The following is a 17,085-nucleotide window of genomic DNA, read 5'->3' as shown; positions in this document are numbered from 1 at the left end:
CTGCGGTCACCGTGGGAGGGCGTCGTCATATTCGTATGCACAAAGTTATCCACATACTTATTCACAAATGTGGGTAAACCCTCTGGATAACTGGTGGACGACACGCAAAATCGCGGTGGACAATGCGTGCGCAACCACGCCTAACATGTGGATACGCGCGGAGCCGCCCGTTGCCGGTGGATAACTTCAAGACTTATCCACACGCTGTCCTTCACTTATCCACATTCACACACCTGTGGATAACCGTTCTCCCGCATACGATCCAGATTGTTATCCACATATCCACCGTGCTTATGGTGTTGACTATTCCCCGTGTACAGGTAATCGCCGCAACCATAACGTCCGCCCCCAGACTCCCGTTCCGTTCATCACGGCAACAGCTAGAATGAACTCAGCACCTGAACGAAACGAGGACAGCATGAAAGTCGAAATCGATTCCGCAGCTCTAGCCGATGCCGTGGCCTGGACCACACGCGTCATTGACGCCCGTCCCGCCAACCCGATTCTGGCAGGTATCCGTCTCGAAGCCATCGACGGCACCCTGCAACTTTCCGCATTCAACTACGAAATTTCCGCCCGCCATCACATCGAGGCAGGCATCGACGAACCCGGCACGGCCCTGGTGCTCGGCAAACTGCTGGCCGACATCACCAAGTCACTGCCTGCGGAAAAGACCTACCTGTCCACCGACGCCTCGACGCTGACCATCAGTTCCGGCAAATCCACCTTCACTCTGCAGCTCATGCCGGATACCGAATACCCCGATCTGCCGATCGTGCCGGCCAAGATCGGCCAGGTCGACGCGCCGACCTTCGTACAGGCCGTGTCCCAGGCCAGTGTTGCCGTCTCCCGCGAGGAGAACCGTCCGGTGCTGACCGGCGTCCGCATCCAGTTCGAGGGCGACAAGGTCGTCATGACCTCCACCGACCGCTTCCGCCTGTCCCGCTCCAGCTTCTCCTGGACCCCGCAGGACCGCGACCTCAGCACCACCACGCTGGTACGCGGCTCCCTGCTGCGCGACGTGGCCCGCTCGCTGGACGAGCACCAGAACGTGGTTCTGGACCTCGATACCGACACCCCGTCGCTGCTGGGCTTCGAGAACGCCGGACGCACCTCCACCTCGCAGGTCATCGACGGCGAATTCCCCGCCGTGGACCGTCTGTTCGCCGACGAATACCCGATCCAGGCCGTGATCGACAAGCAGGTGCTGCTGGGGGCCATCAAGCGCGTGGCACTGGTGGCCGAACGCAACGCCCCGATCCGCATGGTGTTCGAAGGCCAGGAACTCACCCTGTCCGCAGGCGCCGTGGACGAGGCGCAGGCTATCGAGACGCTGGACATCGACATGGACGGCGACGACATCACCGTGGCCTTCAACCCCTCATACCTGATCGAGGGCCTGAGTGCCATCACGGAACCGTTCGTGCGCATGAAGATGACCACCGCCGTCAAGCCGGTGGAGTTCAACGGTCAGCAGGAAGCCGATTCGGACGAATCGATGGACTACCGCTACCTGCTGGTGCCGATGCGCTTCAACAACTGAGAGCCGAGGCCGCGGAGTGCATATTACACGGCTGGCGCTGGACCATTTCCGTTCATGGACCCGGTGCGTGGTGGATTTCGAACCGGGCATCACGGTGCTGTACGGGGCCAATGGCCTGGGCAAGACCAATCTGGTCGAATCCATCGAAGTCCTCGGTACCGGCGCCAGCCACCGGGCCTCCACCCTGGCCCCGCTCATCCAGCAGCACGCCGCCTCGGCCACCATCCGCGTCAATACGTCAGAGGCGGCATCGGACGGGCGTGATCCGGCGGACACCACGTATGAGATCACCCTCAACGCCCGTGGCGCGAACCGTGCCCGCATCAACGGCGGCGCCTCCCACTATATGAGGGATATCGTCGGCAGGGTGCCGTGCATCGCCTTCGCCCCCGAGGACCAGCGATTGGTGGCCGGCGACCCCTCCGCGCGCCGAACCTTGCTCAACCAGTCCGGGGTGCTGCTGGCCCCCGAGTATGCGGATCTGCTCCAGCAGTGCACCCATATCGCCAAGCAACGGGCGGCCTTGCTCAAACAGTTGGGGCAGCGGGCGGATGACGCACCGGCGGCGTTGAGCGGTCTGGAGATCTGGACGGGGCAGTTCATCGAGGTCGGCGTGGAACTGACCAGGCTGAGGGCGTCCCTGGTGGACCGGCTGAAGGAGCCGTTCTCCCGCATCTACGCCGCCGTGGCTGGCGAGGGACAACAGGCGGAACTGGCCTATCAGCCCTCGTTCGATGAGGTCCTGCTCTTCGACCAGCCGGAACAGGAGCTCAGCCGCCGCTTCCAGCGGTTGTATGCGGGCGAGGTGGCGCGCGGGCAGAACCTGATCGGTCCGCAGCGAGACGACATGACCGTGCTGCTCCATGGCATGCCGGCCCGTGAGTTCGCGTCCAACGGCGAGATGTGGACGTTGGCGTGGGCGCTGAAGATGGCGCTGCACGAGCTGGTGGCGCAGGAGCGCGGCATCGACCCGATCATCATCCTGGACGACGTGTTCGCGCAGTTGGACGATGCACGACGCCGTCAGATCATGGAGTTCGCGCAGGGCCGGGAGCAGGTGTTCATCACGGCGGCGGCCCGGAACGACATCCCGGCATCACCGGGGATGCACGTCATCGACGTGGCGCAGCTGGCGGAGAGCCAGCGTCTGGCCCACGACCCGGACGCGATGGCGCGGGAATTCCTGGAGAATATGCGGCGATCCGCGGATACGGGTGAGGCATGAGCGTTCCCGCCGTCGTACTGCTGCACCTGGATCAGCGCCGGCTGCCCGCCGAGGTGTTCGACCGGCTGATGGCCCGGTCGGATTCGCACCGCGACCGTGAGCGCAAGGCGGAGGAGGCCTGGGAGAACTTCGGCAAGCCCGGTCGTGACCCGGATACGTTGGGCGGGGTGCTGGGGACGATTGCCGGCGAGGGCCATTGGGTGCCCCATCTGAAGGTGGCGCAGCTGCGCACCCAATGGAATCTGGTGGTGGGCGATGCGATCGCCGCGCATTCGCAGGTCGCGGATTTCCGCGACGGCGTGCTGACCATCCGCGCGGAATCCCCGGTGTGGGCCACGCAACTGAACTATCTGGTTCCGCAGTTGACGGCGACGATCCGGGAACGGCTGGCGGGGCTCGATATCGAACGCATCCAGGTCACCGGACCACGGCAGTCGCAGGGCCGATACGTCCATATGCGGCGCTGGGGCCGATAATGGCGCTCTAGGCGCAAAGTCCCTGTAGACGAGTAGGGTATTAGATAGAGTATTTAGACCCTAGAAGGCCCTGTTATTTGCGTTTTAGGGCATATCGTATGAAAGTAGAACCTTCGTACGTAAGGAAATCAAGTAGGAAGGAAGTTCTGTGGCAGACCCTGAGACGGACGCGCTGAACGACCCCGATACGATGAACGCCGCCAGTACCGACAATGACCTGCAGGACGCCCAGTTGGACGATTCCCTGGCCCCGGAGCATTACGAAGCCAGCGACCTCAAGGTGCTTGAGGGGCTTGAAGCCGTGCGCATCCGCCCGGGCATGTACATCGGCTCCACCGGCCCCCGTGGCCTGCACCATCTGGTGTATGAGATCGTGGACAATTCCGTGGACGAGGCCCTGGCCGGATTCGCCTCGCACATCGAGGTCACCATTCTGCCGGGCAACGGCGTGCGTGTGGACGACGACGGCCGAGGCATCCCCGTGGACATCGTGGAGGCGACCGGCATCTCCGGCGTGGAGACCGTGATGACCAAACTGCACGCCGGCGGCAAGTTCGGCGGCGGCGGCTACGCGGTGTCCGGCGGTCTGCACGGCGTCGGCATCTCGGTGGTCAACGCGCTGTCCACGCGGGTGGACATCGAGGTGCGCCGTCAGGGCTACCACTGGACGCAGACCTACATCGACCAGAAGCCGACCGCGCCGCTCAAGCAGGGCGAGCCGATGGGCGCGGAGGAATCGACCGGAACCTCGGTGACGTTCTGGGCTGATCCGGCGATCTTCGAAACCACCGAATACGATTTCGAAACCCTGCGTTCCCGTTTCCAGCAGATGGCCTTCCTGAACAAGGGCCTGAAGATCTCGCTCACCGACCTGCGCGAGATCGACCAGGCGGGTGACGAGGTGGCCGGCGACGGCGACAACCCCGTCGAGGAGCTGCACCGCAGCGTGACCTACCGGTACGAGAACGGCATCAAGGATTATGTGGACTACATGGTCAAGTCCCGCAAGGCCACGCCGATCGAGCCGGATGTCATCGACTTCGAATCCGAAGACCTGAAGATCGGCATCTCCGCCGAGGTCGCCATGCAGTGGACCACGGCGTATTCCGAGGCGGTCCGGACCTTTGCGAACACGATCTCCACCACCGAGGGCGGCACGCACGAAGAGGGCTTCCGCGCCGCGCTGACCTCGCTGGTCAACCGGTACGCCCGTGAGAAGAACATCCTCAAGGACAAGGACGAGAACCTGTCCGGCGACGACGTCCGCGAGGGCCTGATCGCGGTGGTGTCCGTCAAGCTCACCACGCCGCAGTTCGAGGGCCAGACCAAGACCAAGCTCGGCAACTCCGAGGCCAAGGCCTTCGTGCAGCGCGTGATGACCGACAAGCTCGGCGACTGGTTCGACGCCCACCCCACCGAGGCCAAGAACGTCATCCAGAAGGCCATCGAGGCCTCCCGCGCCCGCATCGCGGCCAAGAAGGCCCGTGAGAACACGCGCCGCAAGTCCATCTTCGAGACGGCCGGCATGCCGGACAAGCTCAAGGACTGCCAGTCCAACGATCCGAGCGAGTGCGAGCTGTTCATCGTGGAGGGCGACTCGGCAGGCGGCTCCGCCATCCAGGGGCGCAACCCGATCACCCAGGCCATCCTGCCGCTGCGCGGCAAGATCCTGAACACCGAGCGCGCCTCGCTGGACCGCATGATGAAGTCCGACACCATCGAATCGCTGATCACCGCCATCGGCGGCGGCTACGGCGAGGACTTCGACATCTCCAAGGTGCGCTACCACAAGGTCATCATCATGGCCGACGCCGACGTGGACGGCGCGCACATCGCCACGCTGAACCTGACCCTGTTCTTCCGGTATATGCGCCCAATGATCACGGCCGGCTACGTGTACGTGGCCATGCCGCCGCTGTACCGCCTCAAATGGACCAAGGGGCCGCACGACTTCGTGTACACCGACAAGGAACGCGACCGTGTGCTGGCCGAGGGCAAGGCCGCGGGTCGCCAGCTGCCCAAGGGCGAAGGCATCCAGCGGTACAAGGGTCTGGGCGAGATGACCTACCAGGAGCTGTGGGAGACCACCATGGATCCGGAACACCGCATCCTGAAGCAGATCCACATCGAGGACGCGGCCCAGGCCGATGAGACCTTCTCCATGCTGATGGGCGACGAGGTGGAGCCCCGCCGCCTGTTCATCCAGCGCAACGCCCATGACGCACGTTTCATCGATGCCTGAGTATGAAGGGATGTAGAACATCGTGGCAGACGAAATGAACACGAACGAGGGTGCCGACGAACAGCACCTGCCCAACGGCTCGATGGAGCCGTTAAGCCCTCAGGAGGCCGATGACACCGACTATGGTCTGATGTCCGGGGAACGCATCCAGCCGACCGACCTGCAGAAGGAGATGCGTGAATCGTATCTGGCCTATGCCCTGTCGGTGATCGTGGAGCGCGCGTTGCCGGACGTGCGCGACGGCATGAAGCCCGTGCACCGCCGTGTGGTGTACGCGATGTACGACGGCGGCTACCGCCCGGATCGCGGATACAACAAGTGCTCCCGCGTGGTCGGCGACGTGATGGGTAAGTACCATCCGCACGGCGACTCGGCCATCTACGACACGTTGGTGCGTATGGCCCAGCCGTGGGCGATGCGCTACCTGCTGGTGGACGGCCAGGGCAACTTCGGCTCCCCCGGCGACGACCCGGCGGCCGCCATGCGTTACACCGAGTGCCGTATGGCACAGCTGGCGATGGAGATGGTGCGCGACATCGACAAGGACACCGTCGACTTCGTGCCCAACTACGACGGCAAGACCCAGGAGCCGACCGTGCTGCCGGCTCGCTTCCCGAACCTGCTGGTCAACGGCTCCTCCGGCATCGCCGTCGGCATGGCCACCAACATCCCCCCGCACAACATGCGCGAGGTTGCGGACGGCGTGCACTGGGCGCTCGACCACCCCGACGCCAGCCGTGAGGAACTGCTGGACGCGCTGATCGCCCGCATCAAGGGCCCCGACTTCCCCACTGGCGCGACCATCCTCGGCCACAAGGGCATCGAACAGGCATACCGTACCGGTCGCGGCCTGATCACGATGCGCGCCGTAGTCAACACCGAGGAGATCAAGGGCCGTATGTGCCTGGTGGTCACCGAACTGCCGTACCAGGTCAACCCCGACCGTCTGGCCGCGTCGATCCGCGAGGCCGTGCGCGACGGCAAGATCCAGGGCATCGCGGACATGCGCGATGAGACCTCGGGCCGCACCGGCCAGCGCCTGGTGCTGGTGCTCAAGCGCGACGCGGTGCCGAAGGTGGTGCTCAACAACCTGTACAAGCATTCGCAGCTGCAGCAGACCTTCGGCGCGAACATGCTGGCGCTGGTCGATGGCGTGCCGCGCACGCTGTCGCTGGACGCGTTCGTCCGCCATTGGGTGAAGCACCAGCTGGACGTCATCGAACGCCGCACCCGCTATCTCAAGCGGGAGTCTGAGGAACGCGACCATATCCTGCAGGGTCTGCTCAAGGCGCTGGACGCCATCGAGGAGGTCATCCGGCTCATCCGCTCCAGCCAGGGCCGCGAGGACGCCCGACCGAAGCTGATGGAGTTCCTGGACATCGACCAGGTCCAGGCCGACGCCATCCTGTCGATGCAGCTGGTGCGTCTGGCCAACATGGAGGCGCAGAAGATCCTGGACGAGCATAACGAGCTCATGCGCAGGATCGCCGATTACGAGGACATCCTGGCCAAGCCGGAACGCCAGCGCAAGATCGTGGGCGACGAGCTCGACGAGATCGTGGCCAAGTACGGCGACGAACGTCGCACGCGCATCCTGCCGTACTCCGGCGAGATGAACGTGGAGGACCTGATCGCCGAGGAGAACGTGGTCGTCACCGTCACGCACTCCGGCTTCATCAAGCGCACCAAGGCCGACGAATACCGCGCCCAGCACCGCGGCGGCAAGGGCATCAAGGGCGCCAAGCTGCGCGAGGACGACGTGGTCGACCACTTCTTCCTGACCTCGACGCACAACTGGCTGCTGTTCTTCACCAACAAGGGGCGCGTCTACCGTCTGAAGGCGTACGAGCTGCCCGAGGGGTCGCGCGACTCCAAGGGTCAGCATGTGGCCAACCTGCTGCAGTTCGCGCCCGGCGAGTCGATCCAGACCGTACTGTCGATCCCGAACTACGAGGTCGCCAAGTACCTGGTGCTGGCCACTCGTTCCGGCAAGGTCAAGAAGACCGCGCTGGCCGAGTACGATTCGCCGCGTCAGGGCGGCCTGATCGCCGTGCGCCTGATGGCCGACGAGAACGGCGAGAACGCGGACGAGCTGATCGGCGCCGCGCTGTGCAACGCCGAGGACGACATCATCTTGGTTTCGCGCCACGGCATGAGTCTGAAGTTCAAGGCGGACGACGAGCAGCTTCGTCCGATGGGCCGTCAGACCGCCGGCGTGCAGGGCATGAAGTTCCGCGACAGCGACGAGCTGCTGGCCATGGATGTGGTCTGGGGAGACACTGACAAGGATCTGCTGGTGGTCACCGACGAGGGCTTCGCCAAGCGCACCGCGATCAGCGAATACCGTCTGCAGGGCCGTAACGGCTTCGGCGTCAAGGCCGTGCAACTGACCGACGAACGTGGATCCCTGGTCGGCGCGCTGGTGGTGGACGAAGGCGATCAGGTCATGGCCATCATGCGTTCCGGCAAGGTGATCCGCTCCGATGTGTCCGAGGTCAAGCGCACCGGTCGTACCACGCAGGGCGTGACCCTGGCCAAGCCGGACAAGGGCGACGTGATCATCTCGATCGCCCGCAATGCCGAGCAGGACGACGACGAGACCGACGAAGCGCCGGAACAGTCCGAAAAGGGGCAGTCCCAGCCTGTTGAGATTGTGCAGACCGGCCCGGACGGCGAGTAATCGTCCTGAAACACTGGTAGCGTCACGTACAAGAGCTTGATTTCCAAGGAGCAACGATGAGTGAGAATCCTGAGGATCAGAATCCCGAGGTGGATGGGGTCGTCGACTATATGGACGACCAGCAGGAGTCGGCCGCTCCGCGAGTGGCACGTTCCGTCTCCAATCAGCCGTTGATCAGCGAGGAGCAGGAGCGTGAGCATTCCGGTGGCACGATTCCCTCCCGTCCGGTGCGCCGTCCCGCGCCGAGGGCACGTCGCATGAGCCTGTCGCTGACGCGCGTGGATGCCTGGTCCGTGGCCAAGGTCACGTTCATGCTGTCGATCGCCGCAGGTCTCATTCAGATCGTGGCCGCCGGCCTGCTGTGGGCGCTGCTGAATGTGGTGGGCGTGTTCGATCAGATCACCCAGCTGGTCTCAACCACCGGTCTGGATGCCAGCGGATTGGATCTGGCGAACGTGTTCTCGCTGAGCACCGTGCTGTCGGCCGTGACGATCTTCTCGATCATCGAGGTCGTGATTGTCACGGTGCTGATCACCATCGTGGCGCTGCTGTATAACGTGGTCAGTTCGCTGGTCGGCGGCATCCACGTCACCCTTGGCGACGACTGATCGGCATATCTCGATATCGGACATCCCGCACCGCATGGTGCGGGATATTTTTATGCGTGGACGCAGCCGGGTATCAGGTTCGGTTATACACAAAGGGGACTCCCGCAAGTTGCGGGAGTCCCCTAGTCGAGTAGTCGGGCTCTATCGGGCCATGCCGGAGGTCAGCACCAGCCCTGGGCGACCATCGCGTCGGCCACCTTGACGAAGCCCGCGATGTTCGCGCCGGCCATCAGATCGCCTTCCTCGCCGTACTCCTTGGCGGCGGCCAGGGTGTTGGCCACGATGGACTCCATGATGCCCTTGAGCTTGGCGTCGGTCTCCTCGAAGCTCCACGCCAGACGGTAGCTGTTCTGGCTCATCTCCAGACCGGAGACGGCCACGCCGCCGGCGTTCGCGGCCTTGGCCGGGCCGTACAGCACGTTGTTGGCCTTGTACACCTCAATGGCCTCCGGGGTGGAGGGCATGTTCGCGCCCTCGCAGACCACGGTGCAGCCGTTGGCCACCAGCGCCTTGGCGGATTCCTCGTCGATCTCGTTCTGGGTGGCGCAGGGCAGCGCGATGTCGCACTTGACGGTCCACACGCCCTTGCAGCCCTCATGGTATTCGGAACCCGGCACGCGCTCGGCGTACTCCTTGATGCGGCCGCGGTGGCCGAGCTTGATGTCCTTGACCACGTCGAGCTGGATGCCGTTCGGATCGTAGATGTAGCCGTTGGAATCGGAGACGGTCACCACCTTGGCGCCGAGGGCCTGAGCCTTCTCGGTGGCGAAGATCGCCACGTTGCCGGAGCCGGAGATCGCCACGGTCTTGCCCTCGAACGAATCGCCACGCAGCACGCGCAGGGCCTCCTGCGTGTAGTAGCACAGGCCGTAGCCGGTGGCCTCGGTACGGGCCAGTGAGCCGCCGAATTCCAGACCCTTGCCGGTCAGCACGCCCGAGTATTCGTCGCGGATGCGCTTGTACTGGCCGAACAGATAGCCGATTTCACGGGCACCGACGTTGATGTCGCCCGCCGGAACGTCGGTGAACTGGCCGATGTGGCGCTGCAGCTCGGTCATGAAGGCCTGGCAGAAGCGCATGACCTCGGCATCCGAACGGCCCTTCGGGTTGAAGTCGGAGCCGCCCTTGCCGCCGCCCATCGGCAGCGTGGTCAGCGAGTTCTTGAGGATCTGCTCGAAGCCGAGGAACTTGATCACCGATTCGGTCACGGTCGGGTGGAAGCGCAGACCGCCCTTGTACGGGCCGATCGCGGAGTTGAACTGCACGCGGTAACCGCGGTTGACCTGCGGCTTGCCCTCGTCGTCCATCCAGACCACGCGGAACTTGACCACGCGCTCCGGCTCGACGAACCGCTCGAGCACGGCGTTGGCCTCATACTCGGGGTGCCTGGCCACCACAGGTTCGAGGGTTTCGAGTACTTCCCTGACCGCCTGCAGAAACTCGGGCTGGTCGCCGTCGCGCTGCTCCACTTGGGCATACACGCGCTTGACATATTCGTTGGTGAACATAGACTCTCCCTACTTTGGGTCATTGCCAAACGGAAATATTCTATGCGGTGGTACGGCAAGTCCCACGGAACTGTCCAACATCCGATTACCTGGGATGCTCCGCGATGATGTGGGAATGATGGACAATGGGAGTCATGAGCAGGACGAAAACGAATCGACAGCCCAGCATGGGGGACGTCGCCGCGGCGGTGGGGGTGTCGAAGACCACGATCTCCCGGTATCTGCACGGGAACTTCGGGTATAGGGGCGTGTCGGGGGTGTCGAGGTGGTTGGCGGATTGGGGTAATGACGCCCATAACCACTAGATATGGTGGTTCAGTGTGATATGTATCACTAGAAATAGTGGTGACGTCGCGTGGCTTTCGGGGTACCGTAGGGGACACATCAACCGACAGGATCCAGAAGGAACCGAGGAGTACGTCATGACCGTCATCGTCTACAGCACCCCGCGCTGCCCGCAGTGCAACGCCACAAAACGTCAGCTTGATCGCATGGGTGTGCCCTATCGGCAGATCGACGTGACGGTCGATACCGAGGCGTCGGCGATGCTGCGTGCGGCCGGGTATCGGCAGGCGCCGGTCGTCATGGCCGGGGACCGCGTGTGGACCGGATACCGGCCGGACCTGCTGCGTACCCTGGCTGAGCGGCATGACGAGGAGTCGCATGCCGCCTCCCATATGGCGGCCGCGGTGGCGGCATGAGCGCACTCGTCTACTTCTCGTCCGCCTCCGAGAACACCGCACGATTCGTCGCCCGCTGCCGGTTCGAGGACACCGACATCGCCGTATACCGCATCCCGCTGAGGGCGGGCGACCCCGCGCTCAGCGTACGCGAACCTTACGTGCTGATGGTGCCGACCTACGGCGGCGGCGATTCCCGCAAGGCCGTGCCCGTTCAGGTCAAACGGTTCCTGAACGACCCCGGCAACCGGATGTGGATCCGGGGCGTCATCGCCTCCGGCAACACCAACTTCGGCGAGGCGTACTGCGCCGCCGGAACCATCATCGCCGCCAAATGCGGCGTCCCGTTCCTCTACCGCTTCGAACTGATGGGCATGCCCGGAGACGCGGACAAGGTCCGACAGGGCGTCATCGATTTCCTCACGAAAGGCAACCACTCATGACCACCACGAACGGCACGGTACCGCCGGCGGACACTGCCTACGACCCGTCGCACGACTATCACGCGCTCAACGCCATGCTCAACCTGTACGATGCGCAGGGGCGCATCCAGTTCGACAAGGACAAGGCCGCCGAGCGCGAATACGTGACCGGTCATGTGGCGGCGAACACCATCGCGTTCCCCACCACCCGGCAGCGGCTGGACTACCTGATCCGCAACAACTACTACGACGGTGCGGTGTTCGACCGCTACTCCCCCGAGTTCCTGGACCGCTTCTATGCGCACGTGGAATCGTCGGGCTTCGAATTCGGTACGTTCCTCGGCGCATTCAAATTCTATGCGTCGTACGCGCTGAAGACCTTCGACGGCACCCGATACCTGGAGGATTTTCCGCAGCGTGCGGCCGCCGTGGCGTTGGCGCTGGCCGCCGGTGACGAGCAGATGGCCACGCGTGTGGCCGACGAGATCATCGCGGGCCGCTTCCAGCCCGCCACCCCGACGTTCCTGAACCTGGGCAAGGCGCAGCGGGGCGAACCGGTCAGCTGCTTCCTGATCCGCATCGAGGACAACATGGAATCGATTTCGCGCGGCATCAACGCCGCGCTCCAGCTGAGCAAGCGGGGCGGCGGCGTGGCGCTGCTGCTGAGTAACCTGCGCGAGCTGGGCGCCCCGATCAAGCAGATCGAACACCAGTCCAGCGGCGTGGTGCCGGTGATGAAACTGTTGGAGGACTCGTTCTCGTACGCCAACCAGTTGGGCGCGCGGCAGGGGGCGGGCGCGGTGTACCTCAACGCGCACCACCCGGACATCCTGCGTTTCCTGGACACCAAGCGCGAGAACGCCGACGAGAAGATTCGCATCAAGTCGCTGGCGTTGGGCGTGGTGGTGCCGGACATCACGTTCGAACTGGCCAAGCGCAAGGAACGGATGGCGCTGTTCAGCCCCTACGATGTGGAACGGGTGTACGGCAAACCGTTCGCCGACATCAGCGTGACCGAGGAATACGATCACATGGTGGCCGACGAGCGCATCCGCAAGACCTTGATTGACGCCCGGCAGTTCTTCATGACGCTGGCCGAGCTGCAGTTCGAATCCGGCTACCCCTACCTGGTATTCGAGGACACGGTCAACCGGGCGAACCCGATCGAGGGGCGCGTGGTGATGTCCAACCTGTGTTCGGAGATCCTGCAGGTGCAGGAGCCGAGCACGTTCCGCGAGGATCTGAGCTACGAGTACGTCGGGCGCGATGTGTCCTGCAACCTCGGCTCGCTGAACATCGCCAAGGCGATGGACGCCGACCTGGGCGCCACCGTGCGCACCGCGATTCGCGCGCTGACCGCCGTGTCCGAACAGACCTCGATGGCCTGCGTGCCGTCGGTGCTGCGCGCCAACGAGGAAGGGCATGCGATCGGTCTGGGGCAGATGAACCTGCACGGGTTCCTGGCCCGCGAACGCATCCAGTATGGCAGCGAGGAGGCGTTGGACTTCACCGACATGTATTTCATGACCGTGGCTTACCACGCCTACCAGGCATCGCACGCCCTGGCTGTGGAGCGCGGGCGCGCGTTCGCCTCGTTCCCCACGTCGGACTATGCCAAGCCGGCCGGCGAGGGCAACTACTTCGACAAGTACACCGACGGCCGTCGGTCGCTGGAGCCGCGCACCGAACGCGTCCGGCAACTGTTCGCCGATCGCGGCATCCATATCCCCACGGCGCGGGACTGGGCGGAGCTGCGTGACGCGATCCTGCGCGACGGCATCTACAACCAGTACCTGCAGGCCGTGCCCCCGACCGGATCGATCAGCTACATCAACCACGCCACCAGCTCGATCCATCCGATCGCCTCGAAAATCGAGATCCGCAAGGAGGGCAAGATCGGGCGCGTCTACTACCCGGCCGCATACATGACCAACGAGAACCTCGAATACTTCCGCGACGCCTACGAGATCGGTTGGCGCGCCATCGTGGACACCTACGCCGAGGCCACGCAGCATGTGGACCAAGGACTCAGCCTGACGCTGTTCTTCCCGGACACGGCCACCACGCGCGACCTCAACCAGGCGCAGATCTACGCCTGGCGCAAGGGCATCAAAACCCTGTACTACATCCGCATCCGCCAGCAGGCGCTCGAAGGCACCGAGGTCGCCGGTTGCGTCAGCTGCATGCTGTAACGCCGCGCCCCATCACACACCGCACACACCCCACCACCCACTACACAGCAGAAACAGGAACCTACCATGGCACCCATCTCCATCCCCCGCCAGCCGCTCAAGCTCATCGACCGCGTCACCGCCATCAACTGGAACCGTCTGGAGGACGAGAAGGACCTTGAGGTCTGGGACCGGCTCACCGGCAACTTCTGGCTGCCGGAGAAGGTCCCGGTATCCAACGACATCCCGGTCTGGCAGCAGATGCGCGAGGCCGAACACACGCTGACGATGCGCGTGTTCACCGGTCTGACGCTGCTGGACACCATCCAGGGCACGGTCGGCGCCGTGTCGCTGATTCCGGACGCGCTGACGCCGCACGAGGAGGCCGTGTACACGAATATCGCGTTCATGGAATCGGTGCACGCCAAGTCGTATTCGTCGATCTTCTCGACGCTGTGCTCGACCGCCGAGATCGACGAGGCGTTCGCGTGGAGCGAGAGCAACGAACACCTGCAGCGCAAGGCGCAGATCGTGCTGGACTACTACGAGGGCGACAACCCGCTCAAGCGCAAGGTGGCCTCCACGCTGCTCGAATCGTTCCTGTTCTACTCGGGGTTCTACCTGCCGATGTACTTCTCGGCGCATGCCAAGCTGACCAACACGGCCGACGTGATCCGCCTGATCATCCGCGACGAGGCCGTGCACGGGTACTACATCGGCTACAAGTACCAGAAGGGTCTGGCGGCGGTCTCCGATGCGGAGCGCGCGGCGATGGAGGAGTACACGTACGACCTGCTCAACGAGCTGTACGACAACGAGGTGGAGTACACGCGGTCGCTGTACGACGGCGTGGGTCTGACCGAGGATGTGGAGAAGTTCCTGCGGTACAACGGCAACAAGGCGCTGATGAACCTGGGCTACCCGGCGCTGTTCCCCGCCGAGATCTGCGATGTGAACCCGGCGATTCTGGCCGCCCTGTCCCCGAACGCCGACGAGAACCACGACTTCTTCTCCGGTTCCGGCAGTTCGTACGTCATGGGCAAGGCCGTCGAAACCGATGACGACGACTGGGACTTCTGACGCGCCCGCTTGCATGCCGTGTCGTCATACAGTTGCGACAACACGTGCGCGTAGCGTCCGCTAGGATGCCGTGTTGTCGCGTGGACATGACGACACGGCATTTCGGCGTGATATGAAGAACCCGCGCGTCCGGCATCCCGCAATGCATTATGATAATGATATTGAATGGCGATGCCGGTCGCGTCACGTTCGGGGGCTGACGCATGAGAAGGAGAGACAAGGTGGCACGGTTCTGCGTTCAGTGCGGCAATGCGTTGGAGAACGGCTCCAGATTCTGTCCGGTCTGTGGACGACCGGTTGCTGCGATGCCGGTATCGGCGGACGGGCCGTCCGCTTCCCCGCGGGCGTCGATGGCGCCGTCGCCCGTCGGGACACGGAACCGTCGTACGCCGATCATCGTCATAGCCATCGTCTGTGCGATCGCATTCGTACTGGGTGGTCTCGGCGGAGGACTGTGGTGGAGCCATCATAACCACGACGTCCAGCTCGCCGCCTGCCGGGATGCCGTCGGCAGGATACGGGAGGCCGAGAAGAATGCCTCGGACCAAATGGCGCGTGCCCGGCGGTTGACCCAGATAACCGACGAGCAGGTCGATGACGCCGGCACTATCGACGCGTTCAACGATGCGTTGAACGACATCCCCGCGACGATTTCGTCCGGCAGCTATTCGTGCCCGGCCGATGGAAGCGCGGCCGATCTCAAGGCGACGGCGCAACGGGCCTCCGACGACCTGTCCGTGCAGAACAAACGACTCGACGCCCTCGAAAAGGCATCCGACGCCGTGGAATCCAGCAGGGACTCCAAGTCGTTCGACACGAACAAGACCGCGTTGCGGGACAAGATCGATGCCGCGCAGTCGTTGCTTGACTCATCGGACGGCAACGTGGACGATGACGCCAACCGTCAGACGCTGTCGAGCTCCATCGATTCGGCGAACGCCCTGCTTGGTGCCGCCAAGGCCGAGGACTCCGAAAAGCTCGCGCAGGCCTCCTCCGATCTCGACGACGCCATGGCCGCAGTCAACGGTGACGTCCAGGCCTATCGAGAAGCCGATCAGGCCCGATGCTCCGCCTGGGCGGGGACGTACAGCGTATTCCAGGCCGGAGGCACGCTGACGCTGAACGCCGACTGCAGCTATTCCGAGGCCGGCAGCGGACCGATGCCCGACGCGTTTATCGGCTCGTTCCAGTATCAGGCGCATTCGTTCGTCGCCAATGATGACGGGTCGTACTCGTGGAGGAACACCGACGGGGATACTGTCTCGTACTATCCGTCAGGTGTCCATGATCCGGCGAGCGACGAGTACTTCGCCCATGATGGTTCCGTGAACACCGTGGTGCAGTATCCGCGTGTCAACGCGGACATGCTGTTCTTCCGCTCAACATGGTGATGGCGGCGAAGAAGGATTCAGGCGGTTCATGGACAGAGGACAGGATATGACGGGGAACATGGGAGGCAGCGGCATGCGGCGGGGCGTGATGGTCGTCATTGGCGTGGTGGCCGTCGTCGTTTCGCTGGTGGCCGGATGCGCGGTCGGCGTTGGCATCGCTTATGTCATGGGGAATCGTGACGGCCACGCGCTTGTCGCGGATTCGGCGGCGGACGGTGCCGGTACGTCGTCCGACACCGGTGCCGATGCCGACGGACGCGACGACGCGGCGGCCGGCGATTCCGCATCCGGCGACGTGGACTTCGAATCAGGACGGGATGATGACGGCGACGCCGTAGACGGTGACGATTCACGGCAGAGCGCATCCCAAGCCGATGATTCCGACCATTGCGCCGCATGGGTCGGTATGTACTACACCTTGGGCGACGCCCGCGATTATGTCGATCTGAAATCCGGCTGCGGCGGAAGCGGGCTGATGTCGCGGGGAATGTGGCCGAAGCTGACCTACGACCCCGGATCGTTCGTGGACGAGGGCAATGGGCGGTACTCATGGACCGTGACCAGCAAGATGACCTATGACCCGCAGCAGACCGATCCGGAAGACCAGGCCTACTGCGATGGCCAGCCGACCACGAGCCGCAGCTTCGAGGTGATTCCCACCGACCAGTCGCCCACCGGCGTGATTCTTCACGACACGACGCCGGGCATCGATCAGACGTCGGCGCAGTCCTATTACGCGCCCGACGGCTATACCGGCGGTATGCCGCAATGACGCCGCTATATATGGTGTCATGGGAGGTCCTTCGTTCTCGCGCATGCCTTGGAGGCGATAGAGCCGATGAACCTGCATCGGCACGGCTGTCCCCATTGGTGAATGAGTTCTCCCACGTGCTGCTTGGCGGAGGCGAACCGCAAACGATAAATCCGTTTCCGCCGCAGTCGTACCCGTTGAACACCTATACAGCGTTATGGCCGGATCGACTTGATGATGTGACCCATGCCATCGAGGCCAATTATGCGGCATGGCGGACGGAACAACAACAGGAAAGACAGTAGACC

The 17,085-nt window shown here is 63.7% G+C and carries 15 protein-coding genes and 1 pseudogene; 14 read left to right on the top strand and 2 right to left on the bottom strand.

From position 1 onward, the window contains the following. Window positions 1-418: 418 nt before the first annotated feature. From dnaN to BIGA_RS07550, 6 genes are all read left to right on the top strand, one after another. Window positions 419-1,543, top strand: a complete 1,125-nt coding sequence (dnaN, locus tag BIGA_RS07575; protein WP_033507783.1) for a DNA polymerase III subunit beta — start codon at window positions 419-421, stop codon at window positions 1,541-1,543. Window positions 1,544-1,559: 16 nt separating this feature from the next. Continuing rightward, on the top strand, window positions 1,560-2,768 hold the full coding sequence (gene recF, locus BIGA_RS07570; RefSeq protein WP_051917181.1) for a DNA replication/repair protein RecF: 1,209 nt from the start codon (window positions 1,560-1,562) through the stop codon (window positions 2,766-2,768). Then, a complete protein-coding gene (locus tag BIGA_RS07565) occupies window positions 2,765-3,244 on the top strand; it encodes a DUF721 domain-containing protein (protein WP_033507782.1) in 480 nt (159 codons plus the stop codon). Before recF ends, BIGA_RS07565 begins: the two co-directional genes overlap by 4 nt. A gap of 190 nt (window positions 3,245-3,434) precedes the next feature. Further along, window positions 3,435-5,486, top strand: a complete 2,052-nt coding sequence (gyrB, locus tag BIGA_RS07560; RefSeq protein WP_051916068.1) for a DNA topoisomerase (ATP-hydrolyzing) subunit B — start codon at window positions 3,435-3,437, stop codon at window positions 5,484-5,486. A gap of 22 nt (window positions 5,487-5,508) precedes the next feature. Beyond that, the gene (gene gyrA, locus BIGA_RS07555) at window positions 5,509-8,166 is read left to right on the top strand and encodes a DNA gyrase subunit A (protein WP_033507780.1); all 2,658 of its coding nucleotides are present in this window, start codon (window positions 5,509-5,511) and stop codon (window positions 8,164-8,166) included. Between the two features lie 110 nt (window positions 8,167-8,276). Next, window positions 8,277-8,774 (top strand): DUF3566 domain-containing protein, encoded by a 498-nt coding sequence (locus BIGA_RS07550; RefSeq protein ID WP_237744092.1) that lies wholly within the window; start codon window positions 8,277-8,279, stop codon window positions 8,772-8,774. Window positions 8,775-8,935: 161 nt separating this feature from the next. On the opposite strand, the gene gdhA is transcribed toward BIGA_RS07550, so the two are convergent. Then, a complete protein-coding gene (gene gdhA / locus BIGA_RS07545) occupies window positions 8,936-10,282 on the bottom strand; it encodes an NADP-specific glutamate dehydrogenase (RefSeq protein ID WP_033507778.1) in 1,347 nt (448 codons plus the stop codon). Window positions 10,283-10,416: 134 nt separating this feature from the next. Here gdhA and BIGA_RS09945 point away from each other — a divergent pair, with 134 nt between their 5' ends. From BIGA_RS09945 to BIGA_RS10170, 6 genes and pseudogenes are all read left to right on the top strand, one after another. Next, the gene (locus BIGA_RS09945; RefSeq protein ID WP_237744089.1) at window positions 10,417-10,587 is read left to right on the top strand and encodes a LacI family DNA-binding transcriptional regulator; all 171 of its coding nucleotides are present in this window, start codon (window positions 10,417-10,419) and stop codon (window positions 10,585-10,587) included. Between the two features lie 117 nt (window positions 10,588-10,704). After that, window positions 10,705-10,983: a glutaredoxin domain-containing protein gene (locus BIGA_RS07535; protein WP_033507776.1), complete on the top strand. Its 279-nt coding sequence runs from the start codon at window positions 10,705-10,707 to the stop codon at window positions 10,981-10,983. Continuing rightward, window positions 10,980-11,405 (top strand): class Ib ribonucleoside-diphosphate reductase assembly flavoprotein NrdI, encoded by a 426-nt coding sequence (nrdI, locus tag BIGA_RS07530; protein ID WP_033507775.1) that lies wholly within the window; start codon window positions 10,980-10,982, stop codon window positions 11,403-11,405. The genes BIGA_RS07535 and nrdI overlap by 4 nt, the downstream gene beginning before the upstream one ends. Beyond that, window positions 11,402-13,576 (top strand): class 1b ribonucleoside-diphosphate reductase subunit alpha, encoded by a 2,175-nt coding sequence (gene nrdE, locus BIGA_RS07525; RefSeq protein ID WP_051917180.1) that lies wholly within the window; start codon window positions 11,402-11,404, stop codon window positions 13,574-13,576. Before nrdI ends, nrdE begins: the two co-directional genes overlap by 4 nt. A 66-nt stretch (window positions 13,577-13,642) precedes the next feature. Continuing rightward, window positions 13,643-14,635: a class 1b ribonucleoside-diphosphate reductase subunit beta gene (gene nrdF / locus BIGA_RS07520; RefSeq protein ID WP_033507774.1), complete on the top strand. Its 993-nt coding sequence runs from the start codon at window positions 13,643-13,645 to the stop codon at window positions 14,633-14,635. Window positions 14,636-14,838: 203 nt separating this feature from the next. Beyond that, window positions 14,839-14,904: pseudogene (locus BIGA_RS10170) on the top strand (hypothetical protein); the annotation flags it as partial. Here BIGA_RS10170 and BIGA_RS09940 read toward each other — a convergent pair. Further along, window positions 14,874-15,044, bottom strand: a complete 171-nt coding sequence (locus BIGA_RS09940; RefSeq protein WP_237744088.1) for a hypothetical protein — start codon at window positions 15,042-15,044, stop codon at window positions 14,874-14,876. The pseudogene BIGA_RS10170 and the gene BIGA_RS09940 sit on opposite strands and share 31 nt — an antisense overlap. A 157-nt stretch (window positions 15,045-15,201) precedes the next feature. Between BIGA_RS09940 and BIGA_RS07515 the strand changes: the two genes are divergently transcribed. Together BIGA_RS07515 and BIGA_RS07510 are read left to right on the top strand one after the other, a co-directional pair. Further along, window positions 15,202-16,026 carry a hypothetical protein gene (locus BIGA_RS07515; RefSeq protein WP_237744087.1) on the top strand — a complete coding sequence of 275 codons (825 nt, stop codon included), beginning with the start codon at window positions 15,202-15,204 and terminating at the stop codon, window positions 16,024-16,026. Between the two features lie 46 nt (window positions 16,027-16,072). Continuing rightward, on the top strand, window positions 16,073-16,798 hold the full coding sequence (locus BIGA_RS07510) for a hypothetical protein (protein WP_033507772.1): 726 nt from the start codon (window positions 16,073-16,075) through the stop codon (window positions 16,796-16,798). Window positions 16,799-17,085: the final 287 nt, after the last annotated feature.

It is taken from the genome of Bifidobacterium pullorum subsp. gallinarum, assembly GCF_000741215.1.
In the GTDB taxonomy this organism is placed as follows: domain Bacteria; phylum Actinomycetota; class Actinomycetes; order Actinomycetales; family Bifidobacteriaceae; genus Bifidobacterium; species Bifidobacterium pullorum_B.
The sequence above is the reverse complement of the archived record's forward strand: the minus strand, read 5'-3'. Positions and strand labels throughout refer to the sequence as shown.

Bases quoted from the DNA above. Each gene is read 5' to 3' on its own strand.
- dnaN (WP_033507783.1), top strand. From the start codon at position 419: ATGAAAGTCGAAATCGATTCCGCAGCTCTAGCCGATGCCGTGGCCTGG.
- gyrB (WP_051916068.1), top strand. From the start codon at position 3,435: ATGAACGCCGCCAGTACCGACAATGACCTGCAGGACGCCCAGTTGGAC.
- BIGA_RS09940 (WP_237744088.1), bottom strand. From the start codon at position 15,044: ATGGCTATGACGATGATCGGCGTACGACGGTTCCGTGTCCCGACGGGC.
- BIGA_RS07565 (WP_033507782.1), top strand. From the start codon at position 2,765: ATGAGCGTTCCCGCCGTCGTACTGCTGCACCTGGATCAGCGCCGGCTG.
- BIGA_RS07535 (WP_033507776.1), top strand. From the start codon at position 10,705: ATGACCGTCATCGTCTACAGCACCCCGCGCTGCCCGCAGTGCAACGCC.
- BIGA_RS07510 (WP_033507772.1), top strand. From the start codon at position 16,073: ATGACGGGGAACATGGGAGGCAGCGGCATGCGGCGGGGCGTGATGGTC.
- gdhA (WP_033507778.1), bottom strand. From the start codon at position 10,282: ATGTTCACCAACGAATATGTCAAGCGCGTGTATGCCCAAGTGGAGCAG.
- BIGA_RS09945 (WP_237744089.1), top strand. From the start codon at position 10,417: ATGAGCAGGACGAAAACGAATCGACAGCCCAGCATGGGGGACGTCGCC.
- nrdI (WP_033507775.1), top strand. From the start codon at position 10,980: ATGAGCGCACTCGTCTACTTCTCGTCCGCCTCCGAGAACACCGCACGA.
- nrdE (WP_051917180.1), top strand. From the start codon at position 11,402: ATGACCACCACGAACGGCACGGTACCGCCGGCGGACACTGCCTACGAC.
- BIGA_RS07550 (WP_237744092.1), top strand. From the start codon at position 8,277: ATGGACGACCAGCAGGAGTCGGCCGCTCCGCGAGTGGCACGTTCCGTC.
- nrdF (WP_033507774.1), top strand. From the start codon at position 13,643: ATGGCACCCATCTCCATCCCCCGCCAGCCGCTCAAGCTCATCGACCGC.